Here is a 13,692-nt window from a genome sequence, read left to right as displayed (position 1 = left end):
GGCTGGCCTTGCCGATTATTCGCCCTCGCGATAGAGCGTCTGGATACTGGAAAAGTCCAGCGCGCCGCTACCCTGGGCACTGTGCAGCGCGAAGAGATTGCGGGCCTGTGAGCCCATGGGCACGGTGGACTTCGACCCCAGAGCCAGCTCCCAGGCCAGGCCAAGGTCCTTGGCCATCAGGTCGGTGAGAAAGCCACCCTGATAATCGCGTGAGGCGGCAGCGCCCTCCATGACGCCAGGCCAGGGGTTATAGACGTTGAGCGCCCAGTTGCCGCCGCTGCTCTGCTTCATGATCTCGGAGAGCACGGCCGGGTCCATGCCGTTCTTGACGCCCAGCGCCAGGGCCTCGGCGGTGCCGCTCATCAGGATGCCGAGCAGCATGTTGTTGCAGATCTTGGCCACCTGCCCCGCGCCATTGTCACCGGCGTGGAAGATGTTCTTGCCCATGGCCTCGAGCACCGGTTTGGCCTTGTCGAAGCCGGCCGAATCGCCGCCGACGATAAAGGTCAGAATGCCGGCCTTGGCGCCGCCGACACCACCGGAGACCGGGGCATCCAGGTAGCTGAGGCCACGCTCCGCGGCGGCACTGCCCACGGTGCGGGCATCTTCCGGGGAGATGGTCGACGCATCGATCAGCAGCGGCTTGCCATCGAGCGCATCGAGCAGGCCTGGCTCGCCGTTGCGGCCCAGATAGAGCCCCTTGACGTGGGCACCGGCGGGCAGCATGGAGATGATGACCTCGGCACCGCGGGCTGCTGCCTCGGCACTTTCGCCGCGCTTGGCGCCCTCGCTCTCGAGGGCCTGGATGGCACTCTCCATTAGGTCGAATACGGTAACGCTGTGGCCTGCCTTGACCAGGTTGCTGGCCATGGGGGCACCCATGTTGCCGAGACCGATAAATGCAATATTCATGATTGGCTCCTTTTGGTTGTTTGTCTTACCGAGACCTGTGGCCCCGTAGGGTCAAGCGTCCAGTGTGCTTACCCTATCCGGTGTCCGAGCCCCAGGTCGCGCAGCGGATGGGATTCGCTCTCCCAGGGGGAGGCAAACAACGCCTGTATCGTCTCTTCCGACACGCTGTCCGCATCGGGATGACTCCACCGTGGGCTCTTGTCCTTGTCGATCAGAAGCGCCCGCACACCCTCAACGAAGTCGCCCTGTCGGCAGCACTGGACCGAGAGCACCAGTTCGTCGCGGAAGGCATCCGCCAGGCTGGTATGCGCGTGTCGGGTCAGCATTCGCCAGACCAGCTGGGCGCTGAGCGGGCAGCCGTCGGCGAGACGAGCGCGGTTGGATGCCAGCCACTTATCATCACGAGTATCCGCGAGGATTCGCCTTACCGCGGTGGGAGCATCGACGGCTCCCACCAAGGCCTGGAGATGGTCGAGATTTGGCCATACCTGGCCTTCCGGAGCGCCGTCGCGTGCCTCGTGCCGATCGAGTGCCTGCTGCACCGCGCCGCGCAGCGCAGGACCGCTGCGATCACCGTAGTCCGACTCGGTCAACGAGGACAGCACCAGGCCGCGGCGGTCCCTGGGGATAAAACGATCCGCCATGCCCAGGTCAAGCGCATCGCGGGCGTTGAGCTGCGCGCCGGTCAGGCCCAGGTAGGCGCCCACGCCGGGCGGCATGCGATTGAGGAACCAGCTGGCGCCGATATCCGGGTAGAGACCGATGGTGATTTCGGGCATGGCGATCCGAGTGGTCTCGGTCACGATTCGCTGGAAACCGCCGGCCATCAAGCCGAGGCCGCCGCCCATGACGATGCCGTCGCCCCATACCAGCAGTGGCTTGGGGTAGGTGTGAATGCGATGGTCGAGGTGGTATTCAGCGGTGAAGTAGGTTTCGGCCAGCAGGCTGTTGCGACCCGAGCCGCGATTATCGCCCTCCTCGGTGAGCGAGCGGTAGAGGGCCACTACATCGCCGCCGGCGCAAAACGCCTTGTCGCCGCTGCCCTCCAGCCAGACGGCCACGATGCTGCGATCCGTCGCCCAGGCATCGAGCTTGCCCTGGAGCTGACGAACCATCTCCAGGGAGAGAGCATTGAGAGACTTGGGAGCGTTGAGAGTCGCCACGCCAATTCGCCCACCGTCACGGGTGGGCAGCTCGTCGAAGCGTACGGGAAGATCCGACATCAAAGGTGTCTCCTTATTGCATGGACTCGATCACGCCATCCGCCATCAGCCGGCGGGCAACAATCAGGCGCATGATCTCATTGGTGCCCTCGAGGATCTGGTGGACCCGTGTATCGCGAACCAGCCGTTCCAGGGGATATTCACGGATATATCCATAGCCGCCGTGCAGTTGCAGGGCCTCGTTGCAGACATTGAACCCTACATCGGTGGCAAAGCGCTTGGCCATCGCGCAGTGTGCGGTGGCTTCGGGGTCATTTTGGTCCAGACGCCAGGCGGCCTGACGCACCATCAAGCGGGCAGCGGAGAGTTCGGTGGCCATGTCGGCGATCTTGAACTGAAGCGCCTGAAACTGGTTTAGCGCACGACCGAACTGCTTGCGCTCGGCCAGGTAATCCCGGGACAGCGTCAGGGCATGCTGAGCGGCCCCCAGCGAGCAGCTGGCGATATTAAGGCGGCCTCCGTCGAGGCCCTTCATGGCGAACCTGAAGCCCTCACCCTCTGCGCCCAGTCGATTGCCGACCGGCACTCGCACGGAATCAAAGCTGACCAGACGCGTCGGCTGACTCTTCCAACCCATCTTGTCTTCGTTCTTGCCGTACTCGACGCCTGCGGCATCGGCCGGTATCACGATGGCCGAGACTCCACCTGCGCCGCTGTCGGGTTCGCCCGTTCGCGCCATGACGACCAGCACCTCGGTGGCGCCCGCGCCAGAAATAAACATCTTGGAACCCGAAATGACGTACTCATCGCCCTCTCTGACCGCCTTGGTGCGCAGGTTGGCGGCGTCGGAGCCAGAGCCCGGCTCGGTCAGGCAGTAGGACCCCAGCGCCTCACCGGACACCATGGCGGGCACCCAGGTCTCGCGCAGGGCATCGTCGCCCCAGCTGGCGATCATCCAGGTCACCATGTTGTGGATGGTGAGATAGGCGGTGGTTGCCACGCACCCCTGAGCAAGCTGCTCGAAAATCAGCGAGGCGTCGAGCCGCGAGAGCCCCAGGCCGCCGTGCTCCTCCGGCGTATAGATGCCAAGAAAGCCGGTCTCACCCGCGCGACGGATGACATCGAGGGGGAAATGGGAGTTGGCGTCCCACTCGGCGGCGTGATCGGCCAGCTCGGCCTTCGAAAAGTCGGCGGCGGCCTGAACCAGCGCCTTCTGGTCGTCGCTCAGGGAGAAGTCCATGGTGGTATCCTCGTCACGCATATCAGTTGCGTTGTTGTTGACTGGTTGACTGGATTCTGCGGTTGGTGCGGGCGCATGCGGTCGATGCTCATCCGGCAGGCGGCCATGACACCAACCTAGCACTTGCTAGGTTTATCCTACATCACCCCATGGTCGAACAAGCACTTTACGTTAACGTAAACCTCGGCTAGTGTTGCCATCAGGCGGCTGGCTTGCGCCCTGCCACGCCATAAAACAAAGGAAGACGCTCATGACTCAGTCCACAGCGAGCGACGCGGCACAGTCCGGCGGTTTACCCCGCCAACGACGCACCTTCAGCATCGGAGAACTGGCCAAGATATTCGAGGTGACGCCACGCACCATCCGCTTCTACGAGCAGGAGGGACTGCTGGCTCCCGAACGACGCGGCCAGACGCGCATCTACTGCGAGAAGGACCGGGTACGCCTCAAGCTGACGCTGAGAGGCAAGCGCCTCGGTTTCTCGCTGGCTGAAATTCGCGAAGTGGTGATGATGTACGACGCCATGCCCGACGGCAATGCCCGTCAGCTGCAGCGTCTTCTGGAGATTCTGGCCGACAAACGCGCCAATCTGGAGCGGCAACTGGAAGACATCCGGCTGATGCACAAGGAGCTCGATGACGTGGAGAGCCGCGCCCGAGAGGTGCTTTCGGGTCTGGGCGTTGACCCGCCGAGGCACTGACCCCTCAGGCGCTGCACTCTCTGGCGCTGAACTCCCCAAGTCCCGGGCCATGATCGTGTTGCCCACTGCACACCCAGCAACAACAAAGAGACGGTAGACGATGACACGCCAACATACCCCGATCAGCTACGTCAGCGGCATCAGTAACACCCCCCTCAAGGGCCAGACCATTGGCGACTGCTTCGATGAGACAGTGGCACGCTTCGCGGATCGCGATGCGCTGATCAGCATTCACCAGGACCTGCGCTATACCTGGCGAGAGCTCCAGGCCGCCGTCGACCAGGCCGCTCGTGCCCTGCTCGCCTTGGGCGTGAAGAAAAATGACCGCGTGGCCATCTGGTCGCCCAACTGCGCCGAATGGACGATCACCCAGTTTGCCACAGCCAAGATCGGTGCCATTCTGGTCAACATCAACCCCAGCTATCGCACCCATGAGCTGGAGTACGCGCTGAAACAGTCCGCCGCCTCCACGCTGGTCCTGCAGGGCAAGTTCAAAAGCTCCGACTATGTGGCGACCCTGGCCGAGCTGGCACCGGAGCTGCGCGAGGGCGGCCCCGGCACCTTCAAGAGCGCCAAGCTGCCCGAGCTCGAGCGGGTGGTCTGCCTGGATGCTGATCGCGCCCTGACCGGCATGTTCAGCTGGCCATCGATGCTGGCCCATGCTGACGAGGTCTCTGCCGAGCACCTGGCCGAGGTTCAGGCCACGCTGCAGTTCGACGACCCGATCAACATCCAGTACACCTCCGGCACCACCGGCGCTCCCAAGGGCGCGACCCTTTCCCACCACAATATCCTCAACAACGGCTTCTTCGTGGCGCGCACCATGGCGCTTACCGAACATGACCGCATGGTAATTCCGGTGCCGCTCTACCACTGCTTCGGCATGGTCATGGGCAACCTGGGCTGCGTGACCCATGGCGCCACCATGATTTACCCGGGCGACGGCTTCGACCCGGAGGCGACCCTGCGGGCAGTGTCCGAGGAGAAGGCCACCACTCTCTACGGCGTGCCGACCATGTTCATCGCTGAACTGGAGCACCCGGAGTTTGAGCAATTCGATCTCTCTTCCCTGCGCACCGGTATCATGGCGGGCTCCATCTGCCCCATCGAGGTGATGCGCAAGGTGATCGAGCGCATGAACATGAAGGACGTCACCATCTGCTACGGCATGACCGAGACGAGCCCGGTGAGTTTCCAGACCCAGACCGACGCTCCCCTGGAGAAGCGCGTCACCACCGTGGGCACCATTCACCCCCACCTGGAGGTAAAGCTGGTAAGCCCGGATACCGGCGCCGCGGTCGCCCGCGGCGAGACCGGCGAGCTGTGCACCCGCGGCTACAGCGTGATGCTGGGCTACTGGAACAACGAGGAAGCCACCGCGAAGGCCATCGATAGCGCTGGATGGATGCACACCGGTGATCTGGCCACCATGGACGACGAGGGCTATGTGGCCATCGTCGGACGCATCAAGGACATGATCATCCGCGGCGGCGAAAACATCTATCCCCGCGAAATCGAAGACTTCCTCTATACCCATGCGGCGATCTCCGACGTCCAGGTAATCGGGGTTCCCGACGAGAAGTACGGCGAGGAGGTCATGGCCTGGGTGAAACTTGCCGACGGGCAAGCGCTGACCGCCGACGAACTCAAGGCCTTCTGCAAGGGCAAGATCGCCCACTACAAGGTCCCGCGCTACGTGAAGTTCGTCGATGAGTTCCCGATGACCGTCACCGGCAAGATTCAAAAGTTCAAGATGCGCGAGGAAGCCACCCACGAGTTGGGACTGGAATAACCCGCAGCAGCAGGTGAACGGCGCAAGGGCAGGCATCCTTCGTCGGCTCACAAACGCCAACCCCGCGCGCCCTGGCCGCGGGGTTGCTTGTTATGGGCCGACGACCGACCGCCGCCATTGTCTTCGCCAGAACCCCCACCGAAGGCGGCATTGGCGATTGATCGGCCCGGATGGTATTACCTCTCGGACCATGTCACAAAGCGAGCTCGCCATGCAGGACCTGCTGATCCCCCTGGCCATGACCGGCGCCTTTGGCGCCTTCATCGGCACCCTCTACCGCTTCTCACGTCGGCCAGGCTACCGACGCCCCTTGCTCTTCACGATGGTCGGCCTGATAGCCGGTATCATCGGCTTCGTGATCTATCGGCTGCTGGTGGCCACTACCGGAGCGCCGCTATGGCTGCTACCGCTGCTGGTCATCCTTCAGGTGTGGCTATGGCTCGGCCCCTTCGGCCCCGCCGCCCGGGCCGAAGGGCAGGACCGCCCGAGGCGCTGAAACTCAGTCGCCGGCAAGGCGAAACTCGCCAATGAGTGACACCGTTCGCCTATAGGCCTCACGCTCGCGGCAGGCGGCGAGGAATCCCTCGAGGCGTGGGTAGCCGGCAAGTCCGCCTCGCCCAGCCATGGCCAGCACCGCGAAGCTCATCTGAATGTCCGCCGCGCTGAACGCCTTGCCGGCAAACCAGGGCTCTGCGACCAGTTCGCTCTCCCAGAAATCTCGCAGCCGACGGATTTCCGGCCCCAGGTACTGCTGTTCCACACCGCGGGCAAACAGCCGCCCCAGCGGGCGCGCCAGGGCGGGTACCGGCGGCTGGCCTAGCCGCGAAAACACCAGGCCCATGACCAGCGGCGGCATACCGGAGCCTTCGGCGTGGTGCAGCCAGAAACAGTAGCGCTCCCAGGCATCGCTGCCTCTTGGCGGGGCCAGTCGTTCCTCGGCATCATGATGATGGATCAGGTAGTCGATGATGGCACCCGACTCGGCGATCACCCGGCCGTTGCGGGCCCTGTCGCGAATCACCGGCGCCTTCCCCAGCGGATGCACGGCGCGCAGCGAATCCGGCGCCATCAGGGTCGACGGATCGCGCCGATGGGTAATCAGTTCGTACTCCACGCCCAGTTCCTCCAGCAGCCAGACCACGCGCTGGGAGCGGGAGTTCTCCAGATGATGAACCTCGATCATGGTGTTTCCTCGCGTTGAATCGTTACCGCACCCTACCGCCGATCACCCGCGATGTCCTGCCAAGGTCGCCTTTGCTGAGGGTCGGTCGGGCACTAGACTGACAATCAACGAGTCTCTAAGACAACAATGACGACAACGAAAAATGGAGAACGCCATGGCCAAGGTTCTGGTGGTAGACGATGAACCCAATATCGTCCTGTCGCTGGAGTTCCTGATGCAGCAGGCCGGCTTCGACGTGGTCACCGCCGAAGATGGCGAAAGCGCTTTGGCGCGCGTCGCCGAAGGCACCCCGAACCTGATGCTGCTCGACATCAGCCTGCCGGGCATCAGCGGCTTCGATGTGCTCGAACGCCTGCGCGCCGATCCCGACCATGCCCGCCTGCCGATCATCATGCTCACCGCCCACGGCCGTGAAGTCGAGCGAGAGAAGGGCCTGGCGCTGGGCGCCGACGATTACATTACCAAACCCTTTTCCACCCAGGCGCTGGTTGACAAGGTCAAGGCGCTGCTCGCCGAGGTCTCCTGATGGCTCGACGTCTATCCGGATTGCCGCGCCGCCAGCGACTGATCGGTCTTTGGCTTCTGCTCAGCGGCATCAGCATCTTTGGCGGTGCCATCTTTGCTCTGTGGCTCGACACTCTCTTTCAGCCTTCGGGGCTGGCCCGCCTGGTATTGTGGCTGGGCTGTTTCTCCGGGGGCGGCACCATCTTTTTGGTGGGCCTGCTGCTGGAGCGTCAGCTGTTCACGCCGCTGCGCCATCTGCAGGTCCAACTGGCCCGCCTGGTGGCCAATCCCGACGCCAGGGAGGACTATCCTCCCGAGGGCTGGCTGCGCGCGCTGGGCCCTGACCTGGTGAGGGTGCGCGATGCCTGGCGCACCGATCGCGGCCGCCTGGCCACCGCTCACGCCGAGGGAGCGCGCAGCGCTGCGCGCATTCGCCAGGAACTCGAAACTCTGCTCCAGGTGCTCGACACCCCGCTGCTGCTCTGCGACCAGCATCGCCGGGTACTGCTCTTCAATCAGGCAGCCGAGCACCTTTTTGAAGACCATCATGGGCTTGGCCTGGGCAAACGACTGGAGAGCCTGCTGCCCGCCGTCAGTCTCCAGGACGCCCTGGGGCAGCTGCCTGGTGATGGCTCTTCGCGGGAAGTGCTGGTGCCCTGCGATGAGCGCTGGCTGCGAGCCGTGATGCGTCGGGTGCCGGGCAGCCACGGCGAGACCCTGCTCACCCTGAGCGACACCACCGCCGCCTGGACCAGCGAAATGGGCGCCCGGGCCGACCTGCTCGACAGCCTGCCTCGCCTGCGCCGTCACAGCGCCAGTCTGACCAGCGCGGCCGACGCCCTGACCTCCCTGGGAAGCACCTCGGGAGACATGCGCCAGCGCCTCGAGAAAGTGATCGACGAGGAAAGCCAGTCTTTGGGCCAGGACATCGAACAGCTTGCCGCCCTGGTGGAGCAAATGCAGCATGAGGGGGAGCGGCTGGTGCCGCTGTGGTCCAACGACCTGTGGGAGGCCCTCAACGAACGTCGCAACAGCCCGATCATGGTGGTGCCGGTCGGCATGCCCGCCTGGTTCAAGGGCGACGTCATGGCGCTGCTGGTGCTGCTCGGCTCGCTCATCGAGGCATTGCAGGAGCATCGAGACCCACAGGAACTCGAAGGGGAGGTCTGCCTGGGCAACAAGCGCGTCTACCTCGACCTGATCTGGCGCGGAGCGCCCCTCGGCGAGCGGCAGCTTAACGCGTGGCAGCAGCAGCGCCTGGATGATCTGCCGCTGTCGCCGCGAGTCTCCGACGTGCTGCACCAGCATGCGAGCGACGCCTGGAGCCTGGCCGATGACGATGGCGTGCATGCCAGGCTTCGGCTCCCGCTGCCCGCCACCGAACGGGTAGGCGCCCCGCGGCCGGTCACCCCGCCGCGCCCGGAATTCCATGACTTCGGCATCGCCGAGCTGCCTCACCCCGATGCCGAACTGGCGGCACGCCCGCTACGCGCGCTGGAGGTGGTGTCCTTCGATACCGAGACCACCGGCCTCGAACTGCGCCGCGGCGACACCGTGATCAGCATCGGCGCCTGTCGCGTGGTCAACGCCCGGCTGCTGGCCAGCGAGGTGTTCGATGTTCGCGTCGATCCCGGCAAACCGATTCCTCCGGCCAGCACGGCCATCCATGGCATTACCGACGCCGACGTTGAAGGCGCCCCACCGCTGCCGGTGGTGCTGCCGCGCTTTCGCGATTACGTGGGCGAGGCGGTGATTCTCGCCCACAACGCCGCTTTCGATCTGCTGGCCCTCCAGCCGCCGGGGGCCGGCGTGACACTGGATATGCCGGTGCTCGACACCCTGCTGATCTCACGGGCCCTGGATGCCAGCCTGGACGGCCACGATCTGGACAGCCTGGCCGAACGCTACGGCCTCAGCTTCCCACCGGGCACCCGACATACCGCTCTGGGCGACGCTCGGGTCACCGCCGAGCTATGGCTGGCCCTGCTGCCGCGACTGGAGGCTCGCGGTATCGATACGCTGGAGAAGGCGCTGGCCCTGCAGGCCAGCGCCCTTGACAAGGAGGATGCCTTCGCCTCATGAGCTCAGGCCATATGCACCGGCGACTGTCGGCATGAATATCCCGCGCCTCGGTGAGCGGCTGGTGGCCCTGGTGCTGCTGGCCACTCTGCTGTTCACACCGCCGCTGGTGCTGGTCTTCGACCGCCCTGCCGGCGGTCTCTCTTGGCTGCCGCTCTATCTGTTCATCGCCTGGGGAACGGTAATCGCCCTGGCCGCCTGGCTGCTTGAGCAGCGCTCGGGAGAGTGAGGATGAGAGACGCGCAACCATGAGAACCGATGCGGTCGTCCTCAGCGTCGCCTTCGGCTACTTGGCGCTATTGTTTGTGATTGCGGCATGGGGTGACCGCCGTGCCGAACAGGGACGTTCGCTGATCGGCTCGCCCACCGTCTATGCCCTCTCCATTGCCGTCTACTGTACCGCCTGGACCTTTTACGGCAGCGTGGGGCGCGCCGCGCAGTTTGGCCCCAGCTTCCTGCTGATCTACCTGGGTCCGACGCTGGCCATGCTGCTGTCGCCCTTCCTGATCCGCAAGATGGTGCGCATCGCCAGCGCCCAGCGCATCACCTCCATCGCCGATTTTATCAGCGCTCGCTACGGCAAGAGTTCGAGCCTGGGTGCTCTGGTGGCATTGATTGCCCTGATCGGTATCACGCCGTACATCACCCTGCAGCTCAAAGCGATTACGGTAAGCTACGCGGTGCTGATCAACTACCCCCAGGCCCCGGCGCAGAGCCTGGTCGAGGAGGCCTTCTGGGCCGACAAGTCGTTCTGGGTGGCACTGGTGCTGGCGGTGTTCATCATCCTGTTCGGCACCCGCCACCTGGATGCCAGCGAGCGCCACGAGGGTATGGTGGCCGCCATCGCCTTCGAATCCCTGGTCAAGCTGGTGGCCTTTCTCAGCGTGGGTGTCTTCACCGTCTTCGTGCTGTTCAACGGCCCCGGGGACCTTTTTGCCCAGGTGGCGGCCAGCCCCGACCTGGTCGGTGCCCTGGGGCTGGAGGCGGTTCCCGGTGGCGCCAGCGGCTGGATCGGCATGCTGGTATTGGCCTTTCTGGCGTTCATTACCCTGCCCCGCCAGTTCCAGGTGCTGGTGGTGGAGAACGTCGATGAACGCCACCTCAAGAGGGCAAGCTGGCTTTTCCCGCTCTACCTGCTGGCCATCAATCTGTTTGTCATTCCCATCGCCATGGCGGGCATGCTGCTCTCCGCCGGCGACCCTGACAGCTATGTGCTGAACCTGCCGCTGTCGGCCGGACTCGAGGCGCTGCCGCTGCTGGTGTTTATCGGCGGGCTCTCGGCGGCCACCGGCATGGTGATCGTCGAGACCATCGCGCTCTCCACCATGGTCAGCAATCAGCTGATCATGCCCCTGCTGCTGCGCTCTCGTCGCCTGCACCTGGGTAGCAGCGGCGAACTGGCCGGCTGGCTGCTGGGCATTCGCCGCGTGGCCATCGTGCTTATCCTGCTGCTGGGCTACCTCTACCACGCCCTGATCGGCGACTCCTACAGCCTGGTGACCATCGGCCTGGTCTCCTTTGCCGCTGCCAGCCAGTTTGCTCCGGCCATGCTGATCGGCATGTACTGGCGCGGCGCTACTCGCCGCGGCGCTGCCCTGGGCCTCATCGCCGGCACGCTGATCTGGGCCTGGACCCTGCTCATCCCGGGCTTTGCGCAGTCCGGCTGGGTGGACGACACCTTTCTGACGCTGGGCCCCTTCGGTCTGGAGTGGCTCAGGCCCTACGCCATGTTCGGCCTGGAAGACTGGGACATCTACTCGCACTCGCTGCTGTGGAGCCTGACCGCCAATATCGGGCTGCTGGTGGGGGTTTCGCTGTTTACCCGTCAGAGCCCGCTGGAGCAGACCCAGGCGGCCCTGTTCACCGAGGCCATGCACCCCGGCCTGATGGAGACCTCGCTCTGGCACGGCCAGACCACGCGCGGTGAGCTGCGCAACCTGCTCGACCGCTACCTGGGCACGGGGGCCACCGCCCGCGTCTTCGCCGGACAGGACAACAGCCAGGTGGGCAACGGCCATGGCAACGACCAGCCCGCTCCGCCGGAGATGATCGCCCGGGCCGAGCAGGCGCTCTCCGGGGCGCTGGGCAACGCTTCGGCACGGGTGCTGATCAACTCCGTGGTGCGCGGCGAGGCGCTGGACCTGGAATCGATACTCAGCATCCTCGACACCACCTCGGAGACCCTGGAGGTCAACCGCCGCCTGGAACAGAAGTCCGAGGAACTGGCCCGCGCCAGCGAGGAGCTGCGCGCCGCCAACGAACGCCTGCGCGAGCTCGACCGCCTCAAGGATGAGTTCGTGGCCATGGTCAGCCACGAGCTGCGTACGCCGCTTACGTCGATCCGCGCCTTTGCGGAGATCCTGCGCGACAGTGATGGCCTGCCCGACGAGAAGCGGGTGCATTTTCTCAACGTGGTGGTCAAGGAAAGCCAGCGCCTCTCACGGCTGATCGAGGAGATCCTCGACCTTGCTCGACTGGAGAGCGGCCGACTCACGCTCAATCCCCAGCATCTTGACCTTGTAGCGCTGACCCGGCACAGCGTCGATGCCGTGCATCACATGCAGGAGAATCGCGGCGTGGCGCTGGAGGTGCAGATCGAGGTCGAACAGGCGCCGGTGGTGGGCGACCCGGATCGCCTCGAGCAGGTCATCATCAACCTGCTCGACAACGCCGGTAAGTTTGCCGATGAGACCAGCCCGAAGGTGCTGCTGAGATTGGGGCGCTACAAGAATCATTTTCGCCTGGCGGTGGAAGACAACGGCCCGGGCATCATCGAACAGGAGCGGGAGCGGGTGTTCGAGAAGTTCCACCAGATTCAGCGCCCAGGCGAATCCCCCGAGAAGAGCCGCGGACGCCCTCGGGGCAGCGGGCTGGGGCTACCCATCAGCCGCGGCATTGTTGCCCATCTGGGCGGACGGCTGTGGGTGGAAGACGCGCCTGCCCTGGGCGGTGCCTGCCTGACCATGGAGTTGCCGGAAGCACCAGACGCTACCCCCGCTTCGCCCGCCGTTTGAGCCGACGGATCTGCTGCATGTCAAGACGCAGCAGCAGGCGCTGGTCCTCGCCCAATCGCGACACGTCGACCCAGGCATCGGCGCCATGCCCCGTCCTGAGACGGCGGCACTGTTCCTCCAGCAGAAGCCCCTGCAGCCGCTCCAGGGCAGCGGTCAAGGCACGGCAGCGCTCGGCCGGAAGCACTTCCTTCACGACCAGGGACGCCAACCGCTCGCGGGTGTCGATCTCACGGACGCCATGGCGCAGCGCGAGAAGCCGCACGGCGGCCACCAGCGGCAGCAGTCCCTGCTGCTTGAGATTGATGGCGTGCTCGTGGGGCGCACCATCCAATGCGCCCGACAACCGACCGAAGCGGTCCAGGGCCGTCGGCAACTCGTCGAGCAACACGCTCATCTCGTCCAGAAATAATCCTGCCTGCGGCATCAGTCGGACCACACGGTCTGCCAGGGCATCAGCCAGGGCCCCTTCTCCGTAGACCGAACGGAAGTCGAGAAGGATATTGGCCTGCTGCACGCGTTTGGTTCTGCGCTCTGCGGTCCAGATGGCCAGCTGTTCGCCCCACTCGGAAAGCCGCTTGCGCCACATGGGCCAGCGCGCCATCACATGACCGGTGCATAGCGGGATGCCAGCCAGGTCCAGCCGGTCGGTGAAGCGCTCGCCCAACGCCTGAAAATAGCCGTCGATCTCGGTATGCCGGCTGTCAGGATAGTCGGCGATGACCATGGCGTTGTCCTGGTCCGGTCCCAGCAGGCTCTCCTGGCGGGCGCCCGACCCCATGATCAACACGCAGAAGGCGACGGGAGGCGCGCCCCAGCCCTGTCCCTGCATTTCGCTCAGGGCAAGCTGGATGGCGCGGCGATAGAGCCAGTCATTATGGTCACTTATCAGCTGGCTGATACGCCAGGGGGGAAGATCGAGCCGTGTCAGCGCCTCGACCAGGCGAAGCTGCCAGGTGTGGGCGTCACAAAGGGTCGGCGCCGGCCCCAGTTCGGTCAGGGCATCGCGCAGCGGAGCGAGCAGTAAAGGCAGCCGCGAGGGGTCAGGAAACTCGCTATCGGCGAACAAGGAACGCCATGGGGAGGCTCGGTGAAGCAGGCGCATGGC

12 protein-coding genes are annotated in these 13,692 nt (G+C 64.8%); 7 read left to right on the top strand and 5 right to left on the bottom strand.

Going from position 1 to position 13,692, the window contains the following annotated elements; all coding sequences use genetic code 11:
* Positions 1–15: 15 nt before the first annotated feature.
* From mmsB to ACFODV_RS08575, 3 genes are all read right to left on the bottom strand, one after another.
* On the bottom strand, positions 16–912 hold the full coding sequence (gene mmsB, locus ACFODV_RS08585) for a 3-hydroxyisobutyrate dehydrogenase (protein ID WP_379757658.1): 897 nt from the start codon (positions 910–912) through the stop codon (positions 16–18).
* 68 nt (positions 913–980) lie between these two features.
* Positions 981–2,135 carry an enoyl-CoA hydratase/isomerase family protein gene (locus ACFODV_RS08580; protein WP_379757655.1) on the bottom strand — a complete coding sequence of 385 codons (1,155 nt, stop codon included), beginning with the start codon at positions 2,133–2,135 and terminating at the stop codon, positions 981–983.
* 13 nt (positions 2,136–2,148) lie between these two features.
* A complete protein-coding gene (locus ACFODV_RS08575) occupies positions 2,149–3,315 on the bottom strand; it encodes an acyl-CoA dehydrogenase family protein (RefSeq protein WP_379757652.1) in 1,167 nt (388 codons plus the stop codon).
* A 250-nt stretch (positions 3,316–3,565) separates the two neighbouring features.
* On the opposite strand from ACFODV_RS08575, the gene ACFODV_RS08570 reads away from it, so the two are divergent.
* The 3 genes from ACFODV_RS08570 to ACFODV_RS08560 all read left to right on the top strand — a co-directional run bounded on the left by ACFODV_RS08570 (position 3,566) and on the right by ACFODV_RS08560 (position 6,303).
* Positions 3,566–4,015, top strand: coding sequence for a MerR family transcriptional regulator (locus ACFODV_RS08570; RefSeq protein ID WP_379757649.1), 450 nt, complete (start codon positions 3,566–3,568; stop codon positions 4,013–4,015).
* Positions 4,016–4,115: 100 nt separating this feature from the next.
* On the top strand, positions 4,116–5,807 hold the full coding sequence (locus ACFODV_RS08565) for an AMP-binding protein (RefSeq protein ID WP_379757646.1): 1,692 nt from the start codon (positions 4,116–4,118) through the stop codon (positions 5,805–5,807).
* A 211-nt stretch (positions 5,808–6,018) separates the two neighbouring features.
* Positions 6,019–6,303 carry a hypothetical protein gene (locus ACFODV_RS08560; RefSeq protein ID WP_379757643.1) on the top strand — a complete coding sequence of 95 codons (285 nt, stop codon included), beginning with the start codon at positions 6,019–6,021 and terminating at the stop codon, positions 6,301–6,303.
* Positions 6,304–6,306: 3 nt separating this feature from the next.
* Here ACFODV_RS08560 and ACFODV_RS08555 read toward each other — a convergent pair whose 3' ends face one another.
* Positions 6,307–6,990, bottom strand: a complete 684-nt coding sequence (locus tag ACFODV_RS08555) for a glutathione S-transferase (protein WP_379757640.1) — start codon at positions 6,988–6,990, stop codon at positions 6,307–6,309.
* Positions 6,991–7,144: 154 nt separating this feature from the next.
* Here ACFODV_RS08555 and ACFODV_RS08550 point away from each other — a divergent pair, with 154 nt between their 5' ends.
* The 4 genes from ACFODV_RS08550 to ACFODV_RS08535 are packed head-to-tail and all read left to right on the top strand — an operon-like array spanning position 7,145 to position 12,587.
* A complete protein-coding gene (locus ACFODV_RS08550) occupies positions 7,145–7,516 on the top strand; it encodes a response regulator transcription factor (protein ID WP_379757637.1) in 372 nt (123 codons plus the stop codon).
* Positions 7,516–9,576, top strand: coding sequence for a 3'-5' exonuclease (locus ACFODV_RS08545; RefSeq protein WP_379757634.1), 2,061 nt, complete (start codon positions 7,516–7,518; stop codon positions 9,574–9,576). Before ACFODV_RS08550 ends, ACFODV_RS08545 begins: the two co-directional genes overlap by 1 nt.
* 31 nt (positions 9,577–9,607) lie before the next feature.
* On the top strand, positions 9,608–9,802 hold the full coding sequence (locus ACFODV_RS08540; RefSeq protein ID WP_379757631.1) for a hypothetical protein: 195 nt from the start codon (positions 9,608–9,610) through the stop codon (positions 9,800–9,802).
* A 19-nt stretch (positions 9,803–9,821) separates the two neighbouring features.
* Complete coding sequence (locus tag ACFODV_RS08535) at positions 9,822–12,587, top strand: ATP-binding protein (RefSeq protein ID WP_379757628.1); 2,766 nt, start codon at positions 9,822–9,824, stop codon at positions 12,585–12,587.
* Here ACFODV_RS08535 and ACFODV_RS08530 read toward each other — a convergent pair.
* Complete coding sequence (locus tag ACFODV_RS08530) at positions 12,562–13,689, bottom strand: DUF294 nucleotidyltransferase-like domain-containing protein (RefSeq protein WP_379757625.1); 1,128 nt, start codon at positions 13,687–13,689, stop codon at positions 12,562–12,564. The two genes, ACFODV_RS08535 and ACFODV_RS08530, sit on opposite strands and share 26 nt — an antisense overlap.
* Positions 13,690–13,692 lie beyond the last annotated feature (3 nt).

Source organism: Halomonas tibetensis (genome assembly GCF_042643535.1).
GTDB lineage: Bacteria > Pseudomonadota > Gammaproteobacteria > Pseudomonadales > Halomonadaceae > Halomonas > Halomonas tibetensis.
Note: the sequence above shows the minus strand (reverse complement) of the source record. Positions and strands in the feature narration are given on the sequence as shown.